This window comes from Micromonospora sp. NPDC051300 (genome assembly GCF_044455315.1).
GTDB lineage: Bacteria > Actinomycetota > Actinomycetes > Mycobacteriales > Micromonosporaceae > Micromonospora > Micromonospora robiginosa.
In genome coordinates this window covers 98,323-120,149 of record NZ_JBITEP010000003.1, presented here as the reverse complement: position 1 = coordinate 120,149, position 21,827 = coordinate 98,323, and the positions used below count along the sequence as shown (strand labels likewise).

Below are 21,827 nucleotides of genomic sequence, written 5' to 3'. Positions count from 1 at the left end.
CGTGACGCGCCGCGGGCGGGCATACGGTGATCCGGTGAACGACGAGGAACCGGTACGGATCCGCGCGGCGGGCGGCGTCGTCTGGCGCCCGGGCCCCGACGGCGTCGAGGTCTGCCTGGTGCACCGCCCCCGCTACGGCGACTGGTCGCTGCCCAAGGGCAAGCTGGACGCCGGCGAGCACCCGCTTGTCGCCGCCGTCCGCGAGGTCGCCGAGGAGACCGACGTGCGGGCGGTCCCGCAGGTGCGCCTGCCCACCGTCCGCTACCGCAGCGAGGGCCGGGCCAAGGCGGTCGACTGGTGGTCGATGCGGGCCGTCGGCAGCGGCGGCTTCCAGCCGGGCACCGAGGTCGACGAGGTGGCCTGGTTCCCGGTCGACGCCGCCGCCCGCCGGGTCAGCTACCCGCACGACGCCGAGGTGATCGGCGCGTTCGCGGCGCTGCCGCCGGTCACCGCGACGGTGCTGCTGGTGCGGCACGCGCACGCCGGCAGGCGGGGCACCTGGACCGGCCCGGACACCGCCCGGCCGCTGGACGCCGAGGGCCGGGCGCAGGCGCGGGCGTTGGTCCCGCTTGTGGCGCTGGCCCGCCCGGTGCGCCTGCTCTCCGCCTCGGCCCGCCGGTGCGTGCAGACGCTGGACCCGGCGGCGGCCCGGCTGGACCTGCCGATCGAGGTCTGCGGCGACCTGGACGAGCCGAAGCCGGGCCAGCTCGCCGACGAGTGCGTGCTCGCCACCGCGGCCCGGCTGGCCGCGCTGGCCACCGCCGCCGAGCCGGTCGCGGTGTGCAGCCAGGGCAAGGTGATCCCGGGCGCGCTGGAACGGCTGACCGGCGGCCCCGGCGACTTCACCACCGCCAAGGGCGGCGGCTGGCTGCTCCCCTTCGCCGGCGACCGCCTCCTTCCCCCCGACCGCTTGTAAGGCGGGGCCCCCTGTTAACGCCTCCGGTACAGACGGGTTCCCTTCTCACCAACAGCCACTCAGGGCAGCGCCACCGTCAACCGCACCGGGAGGTGGTCGCTGGCCTCGGTGCGCGGGGCGCGTACCTCGGCGGCGGTCAGGCCCGGCGAGACGAAGACGTGGTCGATCTGCGTACGCGGGTCGTCGGCCGGGCTGGTCCGCAACGGCCGGGCCGCGGCCAACGCGTCCACCAGCCCGACGCGGAGGAACTCGGCGAACGCCGGGTCGTCCGGCTCGGTGTTCAGGTCACCGCCGAGCACCAGTGGACGGCCGGCCGCGTACCCGGCGGCGAACGCGGCCACCTCGCGGGCCTGCTCGACCGGGTCCCGTCCCGGCGGCGGTTGCAGGTGGGTGGCGACCACGGCCAGGTCGCGACCGCCCAGGTCGAGCGTGACGCCGAGGGCCTGCGCGCCGGTCGGCGCGCCGTGCGCGGCCAGCGGCCGAGTCTGGCCGGAGCGCACCGGGAACCGGCTGAGCACCGCGTCGCCCCAGACCGGGTCCGCGGCGGGCGCGAAGACGTACGGCATCCGCAGCCGCCCGGCCAGCAGCGCCAGCGTGTCGTGACCGCCGTTGAGCCACCAGCCCCGGTCGACCTCGCTGAGCAGCACCACGTCCGCCCCGCGTACGGCCCGGGCCGCCGCGTCGAGGTCCAGCCGGCCGTCCAGGCCGAAGCCCATCCGGATGTTGTACGCGGCCACCCGCACCACCGCGGGCGCGGCGGTGGGCCGCGCGGCCGGCACCGGCGGGCGATGGAACTCGGGGGCGAACGCGGTGAGCGCCACCAGCCCGAGCAGGCTCCACCGCCGGGCCGGCACGACAGGCGCCGGCGTGGACCAGGACGGCCCGACGAGCGCCGCCAGAACGACGAGGACGGCCGTGACGACGGGCACCCACCCGTTGGGGTACCCCAGGTCGTAGGCGGCGTAGTAGACGATCGTGGCCACCGCGAAGACCACCATCCCGACGGCCGCCGCGCGACCGCGCCGGGTCGCCGCCCGTCCACCGGCGTCGTCGGGGACCGGCTCGTCCGTGTCGGTCAGGGCCAGGCAGCCGCCGAGGCCGGCGGCGGTGAGCAGGTACGCCGGGACGAGCTGCCCGGCGGCGAACAGCACCGATCCGGCGAACAGGGCGACCGGCCAGACCACCCGGGCGAGCCGGACCGGCGGCCGGTGCAGCGCGGCGGCCAGGAACAGCAGGACCGCGAACGCGCCCAGCGGCGACGCGCCACCCGGCGCCCGGGACAGGCCGGGGAAGCCGGACGGATCGGTGCCGGCGGCGGCGGCCCACACCGCCGGCGCGAGCGCGATCTGGTTGGCCAGCAACAGCGCCGGCCCGCACAGCAACCACGCCCGACGACCGGCCACCGCCCCGGCCGACGCCGGGAGGACCTCCGCCGCGCCGAGCGATCCCGCCCGGGGTTTCCCGGGCCGTGGCGCCGCGACCGCCACGCTCGCGGTCAGGAACGCCGCGACAAGCGCCGTGCTCAGCGTCCAGCCCAGCACGCCGCCGCGCCAGACGAGGTCCTCGGTGCCCAGCAGCGCGTGCCCGACCGCGCTGCCGGCCAGGCCGAGCGCCAGCCCGGGAACCGGCCGGTCGACCGACGCGGCGGTGGCCACCAGCCAGACCAGACCGGCGAGCAGCCCGGCACAGGCGAGCCAGAGCTGGGCGGCGCCACCGGGTGCGGCGGTCAACGCCAGCCGGACGGCGGCGAGCACGCCGGCCGCGACCAGGCCGACCGGGCCGGCGCCGAGCCGGCGTACCAGGGTGGGCGCGCCCAGTCCCAGCACGAACCAGCCGAGCGCGAACGCGCCGAGCAGCTCGGCGGGCGTCTCGGCGGCCCGGCCGAAGAGGGTGATGACCGACGGGAGCCAGACCCGCAGCACGTCCAGCAGAACCGCGACGCCCAGGGCGAGCGTGAGGGTGGAGAGGTGACGGTGCCGCACGGCGCCTCTTCTCGTGACCGACGGGGGTTTCGGCACGGCGATTCTGCGCGGCGGCGCGGTGGGCGGTCAACGCGTACCCACGGACGAGGGCGCCCACCGCGAACGGTGGGCGCCCTCGGTGGGGCTGTCCGGTCAGCGCCGGCTGGCGGCCTTCTTGGCCGGCGCCTTCTTCGCGGGCGCCTTCTTCGCCGCCGTGGTCTTCTTGGCCGTGGCGGACTTCGCCGCGGTCGTCTTCTTGGCCGCGGTGGACTTCGCCGCGGTCGTCTTCTTCGCCGCCGTGGTCTTGGTCGCGGCGGCCTTCTTGGCCGGCGCGGCCTTCTTGCTCGCCGCGGTGGTCTTGGTGGCCTTCGCCGCCGTGGTCTTCTTCGCCGCCGTGGTCTTGGCGGCCGCGGTGGTCTTCTTCGCCGCCGTGGTCTTGGCGGCCGCGGTGGTCTTCTTCGCCGCGGTGGTGTCCTTCGGCACCTTGCCGCTGGCCACCATCTCCTTGAAGCCCGCACCCGCCCGGAAGGTCGGGACGGAGGTCTTCTTGACCTTTACCGCCTCGCCGGTCCGCGGGTTGCGGGCTGTTCGGGCTCCACGGACGCGCTTCTCGAACGCTCCGAAACCGGTGATTGCCACCTTGTCGCCCTTGGTGACCGCCGCCTGGACCTCAGCGAGAACCGCGTCGAGCGCGGCCGTCGCCGTCTTCCGGTCCCCCAGGCGAACGGCGAGCGCCTCGATGAGCTCGGCCTTGTTCACGACTTCCTCCCGATTGTGCAACTGACTCGACGCGAGCCATTCTGCGCGCACCGTATGCCCTGTGCTGCCTGGACACAAACATTCGGTGGAAAAAAGCCCTTGTGTCGCAACGGATTCGCCCCCACCGGCCGGGCCGGTGGGGGCGAAAAGGGGCCCGCGCTCAGGCGATCGAGGGCAGGAACGCCGGCCGGGCCGCCTCGTACGCGCCGATCTCGGCCTCGTGCCGGAGGGTGAGTCCAATGTCGTCCAAGCCCTCCATCAGCCGCCAGCGGCTGTGGTCGTCGAGCGGGAAGGCCCAGGTGGCGTCGCCGGCGCGGACCTCCCGAGCGGCCAGGTCGACGGTGACCGCGGTGGTCGGGTCGGATTCGGTGAGGGCCCAGAGTCGCTCCACGGCGCCCAATTCCAGCTCGACCGGAAGGAGACCTTCCTTCAACGCGTTGCCGCGGAAGATGTCACCGAAGCGGGGCGAGACGACGGCCCGGAACCCCCAGTCCCGCAGGGCCCAGACGGCGTGCTCCCGGGAGGAGCCGGTGCCGAACTCCGGACCCGCCACAAGAATCGACGCCCCCGAATAGACGGGATCGTTGAGAATGAATGACGGGTCCTCCCGCCAGGCGTTGAACAGACCGTCGGCGAAGCCGGTCCGGGTCACCCGCTTGAGGTACACGGCGGGGATGATCTGATCGGTGTCCACGTTGGACCGGCGCAGCGGCACGGCGGTGCCGGTGTGTGCGGTGAACTTGTCCATCTCTCGGCTGCCCTTCTACAGGTCGGCGGGGGCGGCGAGCCGGCCGACCACGGCGGTGGCGGCGGCGACCGGCGGGGACACCAGATGGGTACGCCCGCCCCGGCCCTGCCGGCCCTCGAAGTTGCGGTTGGAGGTGGAGGCGGAACGCTCCCCGGGCCTGAGCGTGTCGGGGTTCATCCCCAGGCACATCGAGCAGCCGGCGAACCGCCACTCGGCGCCCGCGTCGGTGAAGACCTGGTCGAGCCCCTCGATCTCGGCCGCCTCCCGCACCGCCGCGGAGCCGGGGACCACGAGCATCCGCACGCCGTCGGCGACCCGCCGCCCGCGCAGCACGTCGGCGGCGGCCCGCAGGTCCTCCAGCCGGCCGTTGGTGCAGGAGCCGACGAAGACCACGTCCACGGCGAGGTCGCGCAGCGGCGTGCCCGGGGTGAGGTCCATGTATTCCAGCGCGCGGCGGGCCGCGACCCGCTCCGGTTCGGTGCCGAACGCCTCCGGGTCCGGCACGGTCGCGCCGAGCGGCACGCCCTGACCGGGGTTGGTGCCCCAGGTGACGAACGGGGTGATCCGGCTCGCGTCCAGCGTCACCTCGGTGTCGAACGTCGCGCCCTCGTCGGTGGGCAGCGTCCGCCAGTGCTCCAGCGCCACGTCCCAGTCGGCCCCCTGCGGCGCGTTGGGCCGCCCCTTCAGGTACGCGAACGTGGTCTCGTCCGGCGCGATCATGCCGGCCTTGGCGCCCCACTCGATGGACATGTTCGCGATCGTCATCCGCCCCTCCATGGAGAGCTCGCGGATGGCCTCGCCCCGGTACTCCACGATGTGACCGCGCCCGCCGCCGGTGCCCACCTGGGCGATCAGCGCGAGCACCAGGTCCTTGGCGGTGACGCCGGGGGCCAGCTCGCCGACGACGTTGACGGCCATCGTCCTCGGGCGGGCCTGCGGCAGCGTCTGGGTGGCCAGCACGTGCTCGACCTCGCTGGTGCCGATGCCGAAGGCGAGCGCGCCGAACGCGCCGTGGGTGGCGGTGTGCGAGTCGCCGCAGACGATCGTCATGCCCGGCTGGGTGAGCCCGAGCTGCGGGCCGATCACGTGCACGATGCCCTGGTTCTCGTCGCCCAGCGGGTGCAGCCGTACGCCGAACTCGGCGCAGTTGCGGCGCAGCGTCTCGATCTGGGTGCGGGAGGTGGGGTCCGCGATGGTGAGCAGGTCGCCGCGCCGGGCGCGGAACGCCGGGTCGTCGTACCCGGTCGGGGTGTTGTGGTCCTCGGTCGCGATCGTCAGGTCGGTGCGACGGACCCCGCGCCCGGCCAGGCGGAGCCCGTCGAACGCCTGCGGGCTGGTCACCTCGTGCAGCAGGTGCAGGTCGATGAAGAGCAGGTCCGGCTCGCCCTCGACGGAGCGGACCACGTGCGCGTCCCAGACCTTCTCGGCCAGGGTCCTCGGTCGAGTGACTCCCACCATCTGGACATCCTAAATTCTGGGAGGTAAATTTCGGCTTGTGGGACACAGTATGAGCGGTGTCGGCGTTCTCGACAAGGCGGTGGTCATCCTGGCCGCCTGTGTCGACGGCGCCAGCCTGGCCGAACTCGTTGAACGCACCAAGCTGCCCCGGGCCACCGCGCACCGGCTGGCACAGGCGCTGGAGATCCACCGGATGCTGGTCCGGGACACCCAGGGCCGATGGCGCCCGGGTCCACGCCTGGGCGAGCTGGCCAACGCGGCCCCCGACGTGCTGCTCACCGCCGCCGAGCCGCTGTTGGCCGCGCTGCGCGACGCCACCGGGGAGAGCGCCCAGCTCTACCTGCGCCGCGCCGACGAGCGGATCTGCGTGGCCGCCGCCGAGCGCGCCAGCGGCCTGCGGGACACCGTGCCGGTCGGCTCGGTGCTGCCGATGACCGCCGGTTCGGCGGCGCAGATCCTGCTCGCCTGGGAGCCGCCGGAGGCGGTGATGCCGCTGCTGCCCCGCGCCAAGTTCACCGGTCGCACGCTGGCCGAGGTGCGCCGGCGCGGCTGGGCGCAGAGCGTGGCCGAGCGGGAGGCCGGTGTGGCGAGCGTCTCGGCCCCGATCCGGGACCGGACCGGCCGGGTGATCGCCGCGGTCAGCATCTCCGGCCCGATCGAGCGCCTCGGCCGCCGCCCGGGCGAACGCCACGCCATGGCCGTGGTCCGTGCCGGCCAACGCCTCTCCGGGCTCTGACCCCCGACCGGGAATGGCGAACGGCCCGCCTCGCGGAGCGAGACGGGCCGTTCGGTGAACGTAGCCCCGACCGGATTCGAACCGGCGCTACCGCCTTGAGAGGGCGGCGTCCTGGGCCACTAGACGACGGGGCCAGGCACATTTCCTGCTTCACCGACCCTCGCGGGCGGTGTGGCAGTAGTCTAGCGGCACCGTCCGCGGCACCGCCGAGGGGGGTCGCTGCCCGGTCGGGCGCCGAACAGCAGAACAGCCCGCCCCGAGAAACGGGACGGGCTGACGGTGCTGTAGCCCCGACCGGATTCGAACCGGCGCTACCGCCTTGAGAGGGCGGCGTCCTGGGCCGCTAGACGACGGGGCCAGAACCTTCATGCACTCCGGCAGCGGCAACTGCCAGAATCCAGCGACCGGGATTCTCACGAACCACCGGCTGCGCTGGGGTACCAGGACTCGAACCTAGACTAACTGAACCAGAATCAGTCGGGCTGCCAATTACCCCATACCCCATTGGCCCCTTGCGGCGCCGGGAATGAACTTTACCCTCCCCGTGCCGGCAGGCCAAATCCAACCCCCCGAACCGCACGTGACCTGCGGAAACGAGGCATCGAAGCCGGATCAGGCGACCGGGACCACCGGGTTGCTCAGCTCCCCGATCCCCTCGATCCGCACGGTGACCGTATCCCCCTCGGTGAGCGGGCTAACCCCCGCCGGGGTGCCGGTGAGCACCACGTCGCCGGGCAGCAGCGTCATCACGTGCGAGATGTACGACACCAGGCCAGGCACGTCGAACACCATGTCCTTGGTCCGGCCGAGCTGGCGTACCTCCATCTCCTCCGGATCGCGGCCCACCTCGCAGCGGATCTCCAGGTCGCGGACGTCCAGGCCGGTGGAGATCCACGGCCCGATCGGGCAGAACGAGTCGAAGCCCTTGGCCCGGGTCCACTGCCCGTCGGAGCGCTGGAGGTCCCGCGCGGTGACGTCGTTGGCGCAGGTGTAGCCGAAGATGGCCCGCTCGGCGGCGGCCCGGTCGGCCCGCCGCGCCCCGGGCGCGCCGATGACCACGGCGAGTTCCGCCTCGTGCTCGACCTGCTTGGAGAAGATCGGCAGGCGGATGGCGTCGCGCGGGCCGATCACCGAGGTGGACGGCTTGAGGAAGAGCAGCGGCTCCTTCGGCACCTCGCTGCCGTGCTCGGCGGCGTGTTCGGCGTAGTTGCGGCCGACGCACACCACCTTGCTGGGCAGGATCGGCGACAGCAGCCGCACGTCGGAGAGCGCCCAGCGGGCGCCGGAGAACTGGATCTGCCCGAACGGGTGGCCCTCGATCTCGGCGATGGTCAGACCCTGCGGCCCGGCCTCCGGCTCGCCCTCGACGACCCCGAACGACATTCCCTTGGCATGAGCGAAACGAGCGATACGCACCCGGACAATCTATCCCGGCCGGCCGGGACGCCCGCCGGACACGGCAGGTGACGCCGGCCTCGCCGGACGCGCCAGGGTACGCCGGATCCCGCCGGCCGGGGCGGGAATGCCGGCTTCGTACCCGCCCGGCGGCCCCCGGACCATAGCTTCGGTTCCGGAGGTTCGTTGGTATGCCTGCATCGAGACGACACCACAGGACCCTGGCAGTGCTCGTGAACTGCCTCGGCGTCATCGCCGCCGTGCCGGCGCTGCCCCCGGCGGCGCCCCGGGCGGCGGCCGCACCCGCCCGACCCGCCCCGGCAGCGGCCGTGGTCGCCGCGGCGGCCACCCCGATCCCGACCGGCGTGCCGGCGGCGCCCCCGGCGGTGCCGACCACCGGCCCGGCGCCGGTCCAGCCGACGACGCCACCGGTGAGCGTGGCCGTGGGCGCGGCCGGCACCCCGGCGCCGGGCTACCGGATCGAGGTCCGCAACGCGGGCACGACGCCTGTCGAGACGATGGTCCGGCAGGAGCTGCCGAGCGGCTCCCGGGCCACCACGGTGACCGGCGGCGGGCAGGCCACCGGGCCGGTCGGGACCACCGCCGGGGAGGTCACCTGGCGGCTGCGCCTGCCGGCGCGGAGCACCACCGCATTGCACACCGCGCTCGCGGTGACCGGGCCGGGTCACTCGGTGACGGCCCCCACCTGCGTCTACGGCACCGACGGCACCCGGCCGTACGACTGCGCCACGGCGACCTGGGTGGGCACGGCCACCGCCCCGGCCGCGCAGGCGACCGCGGCCCCGCCCTGGCGCCGCCCGCCCGTGCTGCTGGCCGCCCTGGTCGCGGTGCTGGTGGTCGCCGGCGGGGTGCTCGGGTGGACGGCGTGGCGCCGCCGGCGGCGCGCCGGCAACGCGTCGACGGGCGTCGCCCGATCCGGTGCCGCCCAGCCCGGCCCGGCAGGCCCGGCGGGGACCGGACAGACCGGTCCGGCCGGCGCGGACGGGAGCGGACGGTACGCGCCGGTCCACCCCGGCGGGCCGGTCGACCGGGGCACCGTCTACCCGCGTCCGGCACAGCCCGCGCCGGCCTCCCGGCGTCGCCGGCCGCCGGTCTGGCTGACGGTCGGCGTGGCGGCGGCGGTGCTGGCCGGCGTGGTGGGCGCGGCCGCGTGGACCGCCACCCAGCGGGTCGCCGCGATGGACACCACCAAGCAGCCGACCAGCGGCGCGTGGGTGGGCAGCACCGTCGCCGGCGGGCTGGGGGTGCCGCTGCGGGAGACCGCGTTCGAGTTCACCGTCTACCGGATGAGCTGTGGCGCGGGCGTGGTGCCGGCGCCTCCGGGCGGCGGGCGGCCCTGCCTGGCCACGGTCGGCGTGCGCAACGTCACCGGGGAGCAGCAGACCTGGCACGGGCAGTTGCAGCGCGCGTACCTGCCCAGCGGCAACTGGGTGGCCGCCGACGAGGACGCCACCCGGGTGGCGAACCTGGGCCGGGACGTGTTCGCCCAACCGGTGGCCGCCGGGCGGCGGGTCCTGCTGCCGCTGGTGTTCACCGTGCACGGGGCGCAGCCGCCGAAGCAGTTGGAGCTGCGCAGCGGCGTGTTCTCCGCCGGCGTGCGGGTGGACGTGGACTGACGACGGTCCGGGCGGCGGTCGTACCCTGGGGTTCGTGACCGCCGCCCTCGCTCCCGCCGCCGTGCTCGACGCGGCCGACTGGCAGGCCCGCCGGCGCGACCACGAGGAGCGGGTCGACGCCTGGCTGGCGCCGCACCTGGCCCGCCGCCGCACCGGGGTGAAGCACCCGGTGGCGGACTTCCTCTTCACCTACTACTCGCACCGCCCCGCGCAGCTCCGCCGCTGGCATCCGGGCGCGGGGATGGTGCTGCGCGACGCCGACCCGGCCGGGTTCGGCCCGGACTACACCGCGGCCGCCGCCGGGCTCACCCTCGACACCGAGCGGGTACGCGCGCGCCGCGCCGAGTCGATCGCCTGGATCCGTACGCTGCTGGCCGCCACCGCCGGCCGCCCGGCGCAGTTCGGCTGCTTCGGCATGCACGAGTGGGCGATGGTCTACCGGCAGACCCAGGAGCAGGTGCGGCACAACGCCTGGCCGCTGCGGCTCAGCCCGGCGGCGACCGCGGCGGTGGTCGAGGAGCGGGGCGTGCGGTGCAGCCACTTCGACGCGTTCCGGTTCTTCACCGCGCCGGCCCGGCCGCTCAACGTGCTCCAGCCGGCTCGGGAGAGCCAGCACGCGCTGGAGCAGCCGGGCTGCCTGCACGCCAACATGGATCTCTACAAATGGTCCTACAAACTGTCCCCGCTGGTGCCGTCGGAGCTGGTGGCGGACGCGTTCGCGCTGGCCCGGGAGATCCGCGAGCTGGACATGCGGGCCAGCCCGTACGACCTGGCCGACCTGGGCCACCCGCCGGTGCGGGTGGAGACCCCGGAGGGCCGGGCCGAGTACGCCACCGCCCAGCGCGGGTTCGCCGAGCGGGCCGCCGGCCTGCGGGCCCGGCTGCTGGCCGCACTGGACCGCGCCGCGCCGGCCTGAGACCGCTCGTCCGACAGGCGCGGCGCCGACCTCGCCCCGAGCCGACGTCGAGGTGCGCGGCCGGGCGTGTCGAGTGGCCGGGACACTCGAGTTTCGACCGATATGCCTCCTGGTCATAATTATGACCAGGAGGCATACCCCGGAAAAGTAGTGCCTTTTCTCGTCGCCCGTCACGCTCGGTGACCAGCGGACGTGCCGCCTCCGCCCGCCGGGTCGGAGTCGCGATCGGCCGAGGGCGCGGGCCGGCAGCCGAGGCGTGGTCAGCCGAGGGCGCAGGCCGGCAGCGGGACCGGGTCCGGAACCGCGCCGTCGGCCAGGAACCCGAACGTGGCCTGCGCCCCCGGTGCCAGCGCGCCGTTCCAGGCGGCGCTCCGGGCCGTCACCGCGGTCCCGCCCTGCGCCACCTGGGCGCTCCACGCCTGGGTGATCCGCTGCCCGCCGGCGAGCGCGAACCGGGCCACCCAGGACGGGATCGGCACGGCCCCGGTGTTGCGGACCGTGATCTCGGCCTGGAAGCCGCCCGGCCACTGCCCGACCGTGCGCCAGGTGGCGGCGCAGCCGCCGACCGTGGGCGTCGGCGACGGGCTGTCGGTCGGGTGCGGGGGTCCCGTCGTCGTGCCGGTCGGCGTCGGCGTCGGCGCGGTGGTGGGCGACGGTGACGCGGTGGGCGACGGTGAGGTGGTGGGCGTCGGGGTGGTCCGGCCCAGCACGGCGGCCAGCGCCGGGTACCACCTGTCGGACATCTTCTGGTCGCCGGCGGCGTTCGGGTGCACGCCGTCGTAGGTGTCGGTGGCGGTGTCGAAGCCGGTCCACTGGTCGACCACCACGATGGGCGAGGCGGCGGTGGTCTTCCCCGCCGCCCAGCCGTCGACGGCGGCGTTGAGCGCGACGGTCCGCTGCCCGCACTCCGGACAGCTCGCCGGGTTCATCGGGATGATCTTCGCGACCAGCACGGTGGTGGCCGGGTTGGCGGCCCGCATCTGGTCCACCAGCTTCGAGTACGCGGCCAGGACGGTGGCCGGCGCGATGTTGCTCCACACGTCGTTGGTGCCGAGGTGCATCAGCACCACGTCGGGGTGGGTGGCGGCGAGCCAGCCGGGGAGCAGGTTCTGGTCGGCGATGTTCGTCGCCAGGTAGCCGCCGTGCCCCTCGTTGTCGCCGTCGTAGGTGACGCCGCAGCCCTGCGGGCCGAGCGTGCCGACGAAGTCGACGTCGGTGTGCCCGGTGGACTGGAGGCGATTCCAGAGCACGGCGCGCCAGCAGCCGGGCGACCCGGTGATGGAGTCGCCGAGCGGCATCACGCGGATCGGGGTGGCGGCCGCGGCGGCCGGTGGGCCGGAGACGAGGGCGAGGGCGAGGGCGAGGACGGGCAGCAGCGCGACGAGCGCGGTCAGCGCGGCGCGCCCGAGGTTTCGGGACATGCGGGAGGGACTCCTGTCACGTGACGGTCGGTCGGTGACGGCCCTGACGCTCCCGTACGCATTGAAGCGCTTCGAAGCCTTCGACTCAACCCTCCGGACGGCCCCGGTGCCGGGCCCACTCCGGCGCGAGGATCGACATGACTGTCGCGTCCACCCAGTCGTCGCCGTCGCGCAGCACCTGCCGCAGCGTGCCCTCGGCCACGAAACCGACCTTCTCGTAGGCGCGGCGGGCGCGCGGGTTGAACGCGAACACCTCCAACCCGACCCGGTGCAGGCCGAGCTGCGTGAAGCCGTACCCGACGACCAGCCGGACCGCCTCGGTGCCGAGGCCGCGGTCGCGCCCGCCGGGACCGATCAGGGTGCGGAAGTTGCAGCTCGCGTTGACCCGGTCCCACTCGTTGAGGACCACCTCGCCGACGCACGCCCCGGTGCCCCGGTCCACCACGGCCAGGTCGAGCCGGTCGGTCTGGCTGTTGCGGGTGCCGTACCAGGCGCGCAGCCGGGCCGGCTCGAAGCCCTCGCCGGGCGGGCTGCCGGTGAGCCGGGCGACCTCCGGGTCGGCCAGGATCGCCGCGAGCGCCGGCAGGTCGTCGTCGGAGAACGGCCGCAGCAGCACCCGCTCGCCGGTGAGCGTGGGCTTGACGGAGAAGTCGGTCGGCACGGGGCGGATTCTCCGGGCCCCGCGACCGGCGGCTCAACCGGATTTCGGCTCAGTCGCCGTCCACCCGGCGATCGCGTTTGCGCTGGGACTGCCGCTTCTTGTCGGCCAGCCGGCGCTCCTTCGCGCCGCGCGACGGGCGGGTCGGTCGGCGCGCCTTCGGCGGCGGGGCGACCGCCTCGCGCAGCAGCGCCGCCATCCGTTCCCGGGCCGCCTCCCGGTTGGCCAGTTGCGCCCGGTGCTCGCTGGCCGCCACGGTCAGCACCCCGTCGACGAGCCGGCCGGCGAGCCGGCCCAGGGCCCGTTCCCGCAGCGCCTCCGGCACACTCGGCGAGCCGGCCAGGTCGAAGCTCAGCTCCACCCGGGAGTCGGTGGTGTTGACGCCCTGACCACCCGGTCCGGACGACCGGGAGAACCGCTCCCGCAGCTCGGCGGCCGGCACCACGAGCCGGTCGGTCACCCGCAGTCCGTCGTCCACGCCCCGAGGCTAGCGCCCCGGGCGGTGGCTCGGGCTCGGGGTCACCGTCGGTGCGGGTCCGGCCCGTTCCTCGTCCGAGCCGGACGCGGCGTAGGCGGCGGCGCCGACAAGCAGCAGGGCGATGACGGCGGCCTTGACGGCCACCGCCCGGATCGCCGCCCAGGCGTTGCGCCGCGCGCCCGGGACGCTGGTCCGGACCGTTTGATAGTCCTTCCAGCCCCGTTTGGCACGGGCGTACGACGCGCCGACGCCGGCGCCGATGACCAGGCCCACCAGGAGGAGGGCCGCGATGACAGCTTGCTCCACCTCCGCCAGTATCCATACTCAGCGTAATATTTCCATCCTCCGATGCTCCCACGCCGGATATCCGACACTTCCGGGGCGTCTGCGCAGCTCAGCCACCCTTGCCGATGATCGTGTCGGCGGTCTGCTGCACCTGGTCGATCGGGATCGCGAAGCCGATGCCGATCGAACCGTTCCCGTCGATGGTGGCGATGGCGGTGTTCACCCCGACCACCTCGCCGCGCGCGTTCACCAGCGGACCGCCCGAGTTGCCCGGGTTGATGGAGGCGTCGGTCTGCACCGCGGTGTGCCGGCCGTTGCCGATCCGGACCTGCCGGTTGAGCGCGCTGACGATGCCGGCGGTGACCGTGCCGGCGAGCCCGAGCGGGGAGCCGACCGCGAGCACCGGCTCGCCCACCCGGGTCGCGTTCGGCCTGGCCAGCGGCAGCGGCGGCAGCCCGGCCGAGGCCGGCACCTTGAGCACGGCCAGGTCGCTGTCCGGCGCGCGACCCACCACCTCGGCGGCGAGGCGCCGCCCGTCCGACGTCTCCACCGTCACCGGACCGGAGCCGCCCCGGGCCAGGATGTGGTCGTTGGTGACGATGTGCTGCTCGTTGTCGATGGCGAAGCCGGAGCCGGACGCGCCCGTGCCGGACCGCCCGCCGACCATCACCGAGACCACCCCGGGCACCGTCTTGCCGGCGGCGGTGACCAGCTCGGCCGGCACCGGCGCGGCGGAGGCCGCCGACGGGCCCGGCACGTCCCGGTCGGCCGCCCAGGTGCCGGCCGCCGCCCCGGAGACGGTGGAGAGCGCCACCACCGCCGCCGCGCTCAGCAACCGGCCCCGCCAGCTCCGCCGTCCCGCCGGCCCGGCCGACCCGGGTACGTCGGACCAGCCGCGTCCGTCCGGGTCCAGCTCGGGCGAGACGAACCACGGGCCGCGCGGCTCGCCGAGTCCGGTCTGCACTGCCATGCCTGGCTCCTCACGTGTCGTGCGTCGTCCGCCTCGAAAAGTGCGGTCAGGGCAGTCGGGAGAACCACCGCAGCGAGCCGGCGGCGGCGCCCATGGCCAGGACCAGCCCGAAGCCGATGAAGCGGGCCGAGATGTCCTGCTGTTGCGTGCGGTAGCCGACCGAGGTGCCGATGTCCTCGTAGACGTCCTTCAGCTCGCGACTGGTCGACGCCTCGTGGAAGCCGCCGCCGGTCTCCTCGGCGACGGCCTTGAGCGTCTGCCCGTCCACCGGCACCTGGATCGCCCGACCACCCCTGTCGACCGAGCCGCCGGGCGTGCCGAAGGAGATGGTGTGCACCGGCACCTTGGCCGCCACCGCCTGGTCGGCCGCCTCCATCGGGTCCATCCCGGCCGTGTTCGCGCCGTCCGAGAGGATGATGATCCGGGCCGGCGGCGGGTCCTTGGCGGCGGTCGCGTCCAGGCTCTTCACCGCGCCCAGCGAGGTGCTGATCGCCTCGCCGATCGCGGTGCCCTGCACGCCGGTGATCCCCTCGGCGAGTCGCTCGATCCCCTCGTGCAGCGCCTCCCGGTCGGTGCTCGGCGGCACCAGCACCGCCGCGCTGCCGGCGAACGCGACCAGGCCGACGTTGAACTCGTCCGGCAGCCCGTCGACGAACTTCCGGCCGGCCTCCTTGGCCGCGGTCAGCCGGTCCGGGTCCACGTCACCGGCGAGCATCGAGGTGGAGACGTCCACCGCGACCATCACGGTGGCCCGCTCCCGGGGCACCCGCACCTCGGCCTCGGGCCGGGCGAACCCGACCACCAGCAGCGCCAGCATGGCCAGGAAGAGGCCCGCCGGCACGTGTCGGCGCCAGGCCGGTCGGCGCGGCGCGACCCGGTCGAGCAGGCGCAGGTTGGTGAAGCGGACCGCGTACCGGCTCTGCCGGCGCTGCAGCACCAGGTAGCCGGCGACCAGCGCGGCGACCGCCAGCAGCAGCCAGAGGCGGGCGGGCGACTGCCAGCTCATGCGGCACCTCCCCGGGCGGCGGCCGGCGCGGTGGCCAGCCGGCGCTGCTCGTGCACGTGCCGGACGACGTCCGCGCACCAGTCCCGGTCGGTGCGCAGCGCCAGGTGGGTGGCACCGGCCCGGTACAGGGCACGGCGCACCTGCTCACGTTGGGCGGCGGCGGCCCGGGCGTACCGCTCGCGCAGCGCCGGGTCCCCAGTCCACACCTCGCGGTGCCGGCCGCTCTCCGGGTCGACCAGGGTGACCAGCCCGACGTCCGGCAGCTCCAGCTCGCGCGGGTCGGTCACCTCCACGGCGAGCACCTGGTGCCGGACCGCCAGCCGGCGCAGCGCGGCGGCCCAGGGCGGCGGCTCGTCCGGGTCGTCGGGCAGCTCGTCGAGGAAGTCGGAGACCACCACCGCCAGCCCCCGTCGGGTGGCCACCCGCTGGAGGCCGGCCAGGCCGTCGGCGAGGCCCAGCACCGGGGTCGGGCCAGGTCCGTCGGCCCGGCCCGCCGCGCGCGGGTCCGGCGGATCGTCGGTACGCGGCGCGCCGAGCAACGCGCGCAGCAGCCCGAGCAGGTGGATCCGCCCGCTGCGGGCCGGGAACCGGCGCAGCCCGTCCCGGCTGAGCACCTGGGCGCCGAGGCGGTTGCCCACTCCGGCGGTGAGGAAGCCGACGCAGGCCACCGCCGCCACCGCGAGTTCCCGCTTGTCCAGCGTGGACGTTCCGTACTCCATGCTGGCGCTGGCGTCGACGAGCAGCCAGGTGGTCAGCTCCCGGTCGGCGTCGACCTCGCGTACGTGCGGCACGGTGGTCCGCGCGGTCACCGCCCAGTCCATCCGGCGCACCTCGTCCTCGCCGGGCCGGTACTCCCGGCTGCCGGCCGCCTCGCTGCCGGGCCCGGGCAGCAGGCCCCGGTAGCGGCCGTGCAGCAACCCGTCGAGCCGCCGGGTCACGGTCAGCTCCAGCCGCCGCAGGCGCTGGTCCGGAGCGAGGTCGGCGATCTGCGGGTCGGTGGCGCCCAGCCCGGCGCGGGCGGCGACGCCGGACCCGATCGGCCCGGCACCGGGCGCGGTGGCGGTCCGGCGGGTCACGCCGCCGCCAGGTCCGGCGCCGCCGGCGCGGGTCCGGTCACCAGTCGGGGCGGCGGCACCGCGTCGACCAGGCGACGCACCACGTCCTCGCCGGAGACCCCGTCGGCCACCGCGTCGAAGGAGAGCACCAACCGGTGGGCCAGCACGTCCACCGCCAGCTCGCGCACGTCCTCGGGGAGCACGTAGTCCCGGCCGTGGATCAGCGCGTGGGCGCGGGCGGCGGCCACCAGGCCGAGCGTGGCGCGGGGGCTGGCCCCGTACGCCAGCAGCGGCGCGATCTCGGGCAGGCCGAAGCGGCCCGGGTCCCGGGTGGCGAGGATGAGCCGGACCACGTACTCGGCCAGCGCGTGGTGGACGAAGACGTCGGCCGCTCGGCGTTGCAGTTCCCGCAGCCGCACCGGGTCGAGCACCGGGCGGGCGGTGGGTCGTTCGGTGCTCATCCGGTAGAGGATGGCCAGCTCGTCGGCGTCGCTCGGGTAGTCGACCACGACCTTCATCAGGAACCGGTCCCGCTGCGCCTCGGGGAGCTGGTAGACGCCCTCCGACTCGATCGGGTTCTGGGTGGCCAGCACCAGGAACGGGTCGGGCACCGGCCAGCTCCGTCCGGCGATGGAGACCTGCCGCTCGGCCATCGCCTCCAGCAGCGCCGACTGCACCTTGGCCGGAGCCCGGTTGATCTCGTCGGCGAGCACCAGGTTCGCCATGATCGGCCCCAGCTCCACGTCGAACGCCTCGGTGGACGCCCGGTAGATCCGGGTGCCCACGATGTCCGACGGGACCAGGTCGGGCGTGAACTGGATCCGGGAGAACGTGCCGCCGACCACTGTGGCGAGCGTCTGCGCGGCGAGTGTCTTGGCCACCCCCGGCACGCCCTCCAGCAGGCAGTGGCCGTCGGCGACCAACGCGGTGAGCAGGCGGTCGACGAGCCGGTCCTGCCCGACGATCACGCGTTTGACCTCGAAGAGGGTCTGGTCCAGCTCGACGCCGCTCGCGTCCGCATCGACCGGGGTGGGCACGCTGGCCAGGGTGTCCGAGATGTCCGTCACGGTGCTTGCTTCCCGGGCCGGAGCCGCGACAAACGTCGGATTATCGGCCGCATCCGGGGGCGGGGCGGGCCGGACCGGGAGGACCTCCCCGATCGGGCGGCAACCGCGCGAAGCGGCGCGGGAGACGCCGGACCGGGACGGAACACGACACCGGCCCCCGCCGAGGCGGGGGCCGGCGCGCGGCGGGGCGGGTCAGCTCGTGACCACGAGGTGGAACGGCCGGGGCGAGAAGATGCCGTCGGAGGTGCGGGTCTGCACGAACACCGCGTTCGGGGTGAGGGAGCGCGGCGCGACGGACACCTGGCCGCTGGGCGGCACGTTGTCCGAGTCGTTGGTGCCGACGGTCGCCACGTACGCCTTCTGGCTCACGTTGTAGTCGAGCAGCACCTGGAACTGCCCCGGGGACACGCCCACCCCGGGCGCGAACCGGAACGCGGACACCACGTTGCCGGAGTGCTGGAGCAGCACGCCGGTGGACGACACCACCGCCCAGGCGACCTGGCCGGCGGCCGGCGGCGCCAGGGTGGCGCGCATGGCCGACCGGGCGGCCCGCTGCTCGGCCGCGCCGACCGGCGGCTGCTGGCCGGTCCCCCGGGCGGCCGGCTGGCCCACCTTCGACTCGGGCTGGGCGGCGACCGCGATCCCGCCACCGGCCACGGTGAGCGACAGCGCGGCGAGCGCCACCACCGTCGCCTTTCGCTTGAAGAATGTAGCCATGACAGATCTCCCTCTTTTGACCGTGGTGATACGGCGGGCGCGAACAATTGCGGATCATCGGGGATCCGAGCCGGGCGCACCGCCGCTGAGCTGGTCTTACTACGGAGAGTTGAGTGCCTCAACCAGGTGGAACGTAACACCGTGGAATGGGGGGGTCAATAGCGCCTATCGCGTGTCCGTGACCATTTTCGAACGCGCCAGAAATTGTGAGAGGGAAGCGCTCGACCATTCACGAAAATGCTTCGTGGCGGCGTCGGTACGCTGACCTCGTGATCACCGTGGACACTCCCCCGCGCGCCCGCGCCCGGGGCGGCCGGTGGGCGACGGCGGCGTGCTGGTCGACAGTCGCGCCGGTGGCCGCCTGGGCGCTGCTGCGCCTGGCCGGACTGGAACGGGGCCCGCTGGTGCTGACAGCGGCCTTCACGCCGTACGTCGCCGCGGTGGCACCGGCCGTCGCGGCGCTGGCGCTCGCGCTGCGGCGCCGCGCGCCCGCGGTGGTCGCGGCGCTGGCCGCGCTGGCGCTTCTCGGCGCGGTGGCGCCCCGCGCGGTCGCCGACGACCGGCCGGCCGCGGACGGCCCGGTGCTGCGACTGCTCACCGCCAACCTGCGGCTCGGCTCGGCCGACGCGGCGGCGCTGGTGGCGTTGGTCCGGACGCAGCGGGTGGACGTGCTCACCGTGCAGGAACTGACCCCGCAGCTCGCCGCCGACCTGGACCGGTTCGGCCTGGCCACGCTGCTGCCGCACCGGTCGCTGAGCCCCGAGCCCGGCGCCACCGGCTCCGGGCTGTACGCCCGACATCCGCTGCGCGACCCCGGTCACCGCCGCCATCGCCGATACTTCCTCACCCAGGCGTACGGGACCGTGCTGGTGCCGGGAGCGCCGCCGCTGCGGGTGGAGTCGGCGCACCCGGGCGCGCCGTACACCATCGACGCGGTGCCGCAGTGGTGGACCGACCAGCGGGCCCAGCCGCCGGCCACGCCCGCCGGCGGGCTCAGCGTCCTCGCCGGCGACTTCAACGCCACCCTGGACCACGCCACGATGCGTCGCCTGATCGCGACCGGCTACACCGACGCCGCCGACGCGGTCGGGGCCGGGCTCGCCGGCACCTGGGGCCCGTACGACGGCGACCCGATCCCGCCGGTCACCATCGACCACGTGCTGGTGGACCGGCGCATCGCGGTCCGCGACGTCGACGTCCGGTCGGTGCCCCGCAGCGACCACCGGGCCCTGCTGGCCGAGCTGCGCCTGCCGGCGGCGTGAGCGCGGCTCAGGTGGTCGGCGCCCCGCCCGGCACCCGGGCCCGGTCGAGGCCGTAGGTGAGCGCGTCGACGAGCGCGTGCCAGCTCGCCTCCACCACGTTCGGGTGCACCCCGACCGTGGTCCAGTCCCGGCCGGCGCCGGCGGTCTCCACCAGCACCCGGGTCACCGCGCCGGTGCCGTGGCTGCCCTCCAGGATGCGGACCTTGTAGTCGGCCAGCTCGAACTCGCGCAGCTCCGGGTAGTGCCGGGCCAACCCGACCCGCAGCGCCTCGTCGAGCGCGTTGACCGGGCCGTTGCCCTCGGCGGTGGCGATCACCCGCTCGCCCCGTACCCGGATCTTGACGGTCGCCTCGGAGACCACCGCGCCGTCCTCGCGGTGCTCGACAAGCACCCGGTACGACTCCAGCGCGAACGGCCGGGCCGGCGCCGCGTCCGGCAGCTCCGAGCGGACCAGCAGCTCGAACGACGCGTCGGCCGCCTCGAACGACCAGCCGCCGGCCTCCAACTCCTTGACCCGCCCGGTGACCCGGGACAGCGCGTCCGGATGGCCGGCCAGGTCCAGACCCAGCTCGCGGCTCTTCAGCTCGATGCTGGCCCGGCCGGCCATCTCGGTCACCAGGATCCGCATGTCGTTGCCCACCACGGCGGGGTCCACGTGGTTGTAGAGCAACGGGTCGACCTTGATCGCGCTCGCGTGCAGCCCCGCCTTGTGGGCGAAGGAGGCGGCCCCGACGTAGGCCTGGTGGGTGTCGGGGGCGATGTTGGCGATCTCGGCGATGGCGTGCGAGACCCGCACCATCTGTTCCAGGCAGCCCTCCGGTAGGACGGGCATGCCGAGCTTGAGCTGGAGGTTGGCGACGACCGCGAACAGGTCGGCGTTGCCGGGGCGCTCCCCGTAGCCGTTCGCGGTGCCCTGCACGTGCCGGACGCCTGCCTCGACGGCGGCGAGGGTGTTGGCCACCGCGCAGGCGGTGTCGTTCTGGGCGTGCATGCCGAGCCGCTCCGGCGCGATCCCGGTGCGCGCCACCAGGGCCTCGATCGCGGCGGTGACCTGGGAGGGCAGCATGCCGCCGTTGGTGTCGCAGAGCACGAACCGCTCGGCGCCGGCGGCGAGCGCGGCCTGCGCCACGGCGGCCGTGTACCCGGGATCGTGGCGGAAGCCGTCGAACGTGTGCTCCCCGTCGACGAAGACCCGCCGCCCCTGCGCCACCAGGTAGGACACCGTGTCGGTGACCATCGCCAGGTTCTCCTCGGCGGTGGTGCGCAGCGCCCGCTCGACGTGCCGCAGGTCCGCCTTGGCGACCAGCGCCACGGCCGGGGTCCGCGCGTCCAGCAGGCCGCGCACCTGGGGGTCGTCCTCGACCGCCCGGCCGGCCTTGCGGGTGGCCCCGAACGCGACCAGGATCGCGTGCCGCAGCTCCAACTCGTCGTGGGCGCGGCGGAAGAACTCGGTGTCCTTGGGCACCGCGCCCGGCCAGCCGCCCTCGACGAAGCCGACCCCGAGGTCGTCGAGCAGGCGGGCCACCGCCAGCTTGTCGACCACCGAGTAGCTGAGCCCTTCACGCTGGGCGCCGTCGCGCAACGTCGTGTCGTACACCTGGAAGGTCATCGGAGTCCTCTTCTCGTGCCTGGGGAGAGCAACAAAAAGACCCCCCGCGAATGCGGGAGGTCTGCGCGCTCGGCGAGGGGGAAGGCCGGCGCGCTAGCTGCTAATGATCAGGACGAAGCTGGTCACGACCGGTACTCTGCCACCTTCGCCGCAGGTTGGGAGCCCCAATCCACATTCCGGGACGCGGACGCGCGATTGAGGAAGCCGGCCAAGGGGTATGAACCGGTGCAGCAACGACACATTCGCTCCCCACGACGGCCTCCGGCCGGGACAGGAGTCACCCCTATGGACAGGCTCGACCCGCACACCACGCACGGCACCACCGACCCGGTCGCCGACAGCGGCCAGGGCGCCTACCCGGGCGGCGTGCCCGCCGGCGCGTTCGACCCGTGGCGTTACCGCGACGAGGCCGGCGTGGCCAGCGCGGACCTCACCGGCTACAAGGTCGAGGCCACCGACGGCGGCATCGGCAAGATCGACAAGGCCAGCCACGAGGTCGACGACAGCTACCTGGTCGTCGACACCGGCCCGTGGATCTTCGGCAAGAAGGTCATGCTGCCGGCCGGCACCGTGAACCACGTCGACCACGACGAGCGCAAGGTCTTCGTGGACCGGGACAAGGACCAGATCAAGGCGGCCCCGGAGTACGACGAGACCAACCACGCCGACCCGGGCTACCGGGACAAGCTCGGCGGCTACTACGGCGAGAACCACTCCGCGCTGCCGCCGGACGGCCCGGCCCGGATCTGACACGCGTACCGGCCTCGGCCGGC

General features: G+C 74.6%; 21 protein-coding genes and 3 tRNA genes. 6 read left to right on the top strand and 18 right to left on the bottom strand.

The features are described 5' to 3' along the window. Position 1 precedes the first annotated feature (1 nt). A complete protein-coding gene (locus tag ACIA5A_RS05490; RefSeq protein WP_396756720.1) occupies positions 2 to 916 on the top strand; it encodes an NUDIX domain-containing protein in 915 nt (304 codons plus the stop codon). A 59-nt stretch (positions 917 to 975) separates the two neighbouring features. Here the strand turns inward: ACIA5A_RS05490 and ACIA5A_RS05485 are convergent, their stop codons facing one another. The 4 genes from ACIA5A_RS05485 to leuC all read right to left on the bottom strand — a co-directional run bounded on the left by ACIA5A_RS05485 (position 976) and on the right by leuC (position 5,842). Next, positions 976 to 2,898, bottom strand: a complete 1,923-nt coding sequence (locus ACIA5A_RS05485; protein WP_396756718.1) for an endonuclease/exonuclease/phosphatase family protein — start codon at positions 2,896 to 2,898, stop codon at positions 976 to 978. 132 nt (positions 2,899 to 3,030) lie between these two features. Further along, entirely contained in the window at positions 3,031 to 3,636 is a 606-nt protein-coding gene (locus tag ACIA5A_RS05480) for an HU family DNA-binding protein (protein WP_396757074.1), read from the bottom strand. Between the two features lie 160 nt (positions 3,637 to 3,796). Next, a complete protein-coding gene (leuD, locus tag ACIA5A_RS05475; RefSeq protein WP_396756716.1) occupies positions 3,797 to 4,384 on the bottom strand; it encodes a 3-isopropylmalate dehydratase small subunit in 588 nt (195 codons plus the stop codon). A gap of 15 nt (positions 4,385 to 4,399) precedes the next feature. Beyond that, a complete protein-coding gene (gene leuC / locus ACIA5A_RS05470; RefSeq protein ID WP_396756714.1) occupies positions 4,400 to 5,842 on the bottom strand; it encodes a 3-isopropylmalate dehydratase large subunit in 1,443 nt (480 codons plus the stop codon). A 49-nt stretch (positions 5,843 to 5,891) separates the two neighbouring features. Here leuC and ACIA5A_RS05465 point away from each other — a divergent pair, with 49 nt between their 5' ends. Further along, positions 5,892 to 6,578, top strand: coding sequence for an IclR family transcriptional regulator (locus tag ACIA5A_RS05465; protein ID WP_091063967.1), 687 nt, complete (start codon positions 5,892 to 5,894; stop codon positions 6,576 to 6,578). A 61-nt stretch (positions 6,579 to 6,639) separates the two neighbouring features. Here ACIA5A_RS05465 and ACIA5A_RS05460 read toward each other — a convergent pair. The 4 genes from ACIA5A_RS05460 to ACIA5A_RS05445 all read right to left on the bottom strand — a co-directional run bounded on the left by ACIA5A_RS05460 (position 6,640) and on the right by ACIA5A_RS05445 (position 7,994). Further along, positions 6,640 to 6,712: transfer RNA gene (locus ACIA5A_RS05460), tRNA-Glu, on the bottom strand. A 151-nt stretch (positions 6,713 to 6,863) separates the two neighbouring features. Then, positions 6,864 to 6,936 (bottom strand) — tRNA-Glu (locus tag ACIA5A_RS05455). Between the two features lie 74 nt (positions 6,937 to 7,010). Continuing rightward, positions 7,011 to 7,082: transfer RNA gene (locus ACIA5A_RS05450), tRNA-Gln, on the bottom strand. Between the two features lie 108 nt (positions 7,083 to 7,190). After that, positions 7,191 to 7,994, bottom strand: coding sequence for a fumarylacetoacetate hydrolase family protein (locus ACIA5A_RS05445; protein ID WP_396756711.1), 804 nt, complete (start codon positions 7,992 to 7,994; stop codon positions 7,191 to 7,193). Positions 7,995 to 8,164: 170 nt separating this feature from the next. On the opposite strand from ACIA5A_RS05445, the gene ACIA5A_RS05440 reads away from it, so the two are divergent. Continuing rightward, positions 8,165 to 9,610 carry a hypothetical protein gene (locus tag ACIA5A_RS05440; RefSeq protein ID WP_396756709.1) on the top strand — a complete coding sequence of 482 codons (1,446 nt, stop codon included), beginning with the start codon at positions 8,165 to 8,167 and terminating at the stop codon, positions 9,608 to 9,610. A gap of 34 nt (positions 9,611 to 9,644) precedes the next feature. Beyond that, positions 9,645 to 10,526 carry a 3-methyladenine DNA glycosylase gene (locus ACIA5A_RS05435; RefSeq protein WP_396756707.1) on the top strand — a complete coding sequence of 294 codons (882 nt, stop codon included), beginning with the start codon at positions 9,645 to 9,647 and terminating at the stop codon, positions 10,524 to 10,526. 260 nt (positions 10,527 to 10,786) lie between these two features. On the opposite strand, the gene ACIA5A_RS05430 is transcribed toward ACIA5A_RS05435, so the two are convergent. From ACIA5A_RS05430 to ACIA5A_RS05390, 9 genes are all read right to left on the bottom strand, one after another. Then, positions 10,787 to 11,947 carry a cellulose binding domain-containing protein gene (locus ACIA5A_RS05430; protein WP_396756705.1) on the bottom strand — a complete coding sequence of 387 codons (1,161 nt, stop codon included), beginning with the start codon at positions 11,945 to 11,947 and terminating at the stop codon, positions 10,787 to 10,789. A gap of 85 nt (positions 11,948 to 12,032) precedes the next feature. After that, positions 12,033 to 12,608, bottom strand: a complete 576-nt coding sequence (locus ACIA5A_RS05425) for a GNAT family N-acetyltransferase (RefSeq protein WP_396756703.1) — start codon at positions 12,606 to 12,608, stop codon at positions 12,033 to 12,035. A gap of 49 nt (positions 12,609 to 12,657) precedes the next feature. Further along, the gene (arfB, locus tag ACIA5A_RS05420; RefSeq protein ID WP_396756701.1) at positions 12,658 to 13,083 is read right to left on the bottom strand and encodes an alternative ribosome rescue aminoacyl-tRNA hydrolase ArfB; all 426 of its coding nucleotides are present in this window, start codon (positions 13,081 to 13,083) and stop codon (positions 12,658 to 12,660) included. Positions 13,084 to 13,092: 9 nt separating this feature from the next. Continuing rightward, positions 13,093 to 13,389, bottom strand: coding sequence for a hypothetical protein (locus ACIA5A_RS05415; RefSeq protein ID WP_396756699.1), 297 nt, complete (start codon positions 13,387 to 13,389; stop codon positions 13,093 to 13,095). A gap of 88 nt (positions 13,390 to 13,477) precedes the next feature. Then, positions 13,478 to 14,338 carry a S1C family serine protease gene (locus tag ACIA5A_RS05410; protein ID WP_396756697.1) on the bottom strand — a complete coding sequence of 287 codons (861 nt, stop codon included), beginning with the start codon at positions 14,336 to 14,338 and terminating at the stop codon, positions 13,478 to 13,480. Between the two features lie 46 nt (positions 14,339 to 14,384). After that, positions 14,385 to 15,344, bottom strand: a complete 960-nt coding sequence (locus tag ACIA5A_RS05405) for a VWA domain-containing protein (protein WP_396756695.1) — start codon at positions 15,342 to 15,344, stop codon at positions 14,385 to 14,387. Beyond that, the gene (locus ACIA5A_RS05400) at positions 15,341 to 16,351 is read right to left on the bottom strand and encodes a DUF58 domain-containing protein (RefSeq protein ID WP_396757072.1); all 1,011 of its coding nucleotides are present in this window, start codon (positions 16,349 to 16,351) and stop codon (positions 15,341 to 15,343) included. Before ACIA5A_RS05400 ends, ACIA5A_RS05405 begins: the two co-directional genes overlap by 4 nt. Before the next feature lie 65 nt (positions 16,352 to 16,416). After that, a complete protein-coding gene (locus ACIA5A_RS05395) occupies positions 16,417 to 17,466 on the bottom strand; it encodes a MoxR family ATPase (protein ID WP_181572105.1) in 1,050 nt (349 codons plus the stop codon). A gap of 192 nt (positions 17,467 to 17,658) precedes the next feature. Beyond that, positions 17,659 to 18,183 carry a hypothetical protein gene (locus ACIA5A_RS05390; RefSeq protein WP_396756693.1) on the bottom strand — a complete coding sequence of 175 codons (525 nt, stop codon included), beginning with the start codon at positions 18,181 to 18,183 and terminating at the stop codon, positions 17,659 to 17,661. 278 nt (positions 18,184 to 18,461) lie between these two features. Between ACIA5A_RS05390 and ACIA5A_RS05385 the strand changes: the two genes are divergently transcribed. Further along, on the top strand, positions 18,462 to 19,445 hold the full coding sequence (locus ACIA5A_RS05385; RefSeq protein ID WP_396757070.1) for an endonuclease/exonuclease/phosphatase family protein: 984 nt from the start codon (positions 18,462 to 18,464) through the stop codon (positions 19,443 to 19,445). A gap of 7 nt (positions 19,446 to 19,452) precedes the next feature. On the opposite strand, the gene cimA is transcribed toward ACIA5A_RS05385, so the two are convergent. Next, entirely contained in the window at positions 19,453 to 21,054 is a 1,602-nt protein-coding gene (gene cimA / locus ACIA5A_RS05380; protein ID WP_396756691.1) for a citramalate synthase, read from the bottom strand. A 285-nt stretch (positions 21,055 to 21,339) separates the two neighbouring features. Here cimA and ACIA5A_RS05375 point away from each other — a divergent pair, with 285 nt between their 5' ends. Then, positions 21,340 to 21,804: a PRC-barrel domain-containing protein gene (locus tag ACIA5A_RS05375; protein WP_396756689.1), complete on the top strand. Its 465-nt coding sequence runs from the start codon at positions 21,340 to 21,342 to the stop codon at positions 21,802 to 21,804. Positions 21,805 to 21,827 lie beyond the last annotated feature (23 nt).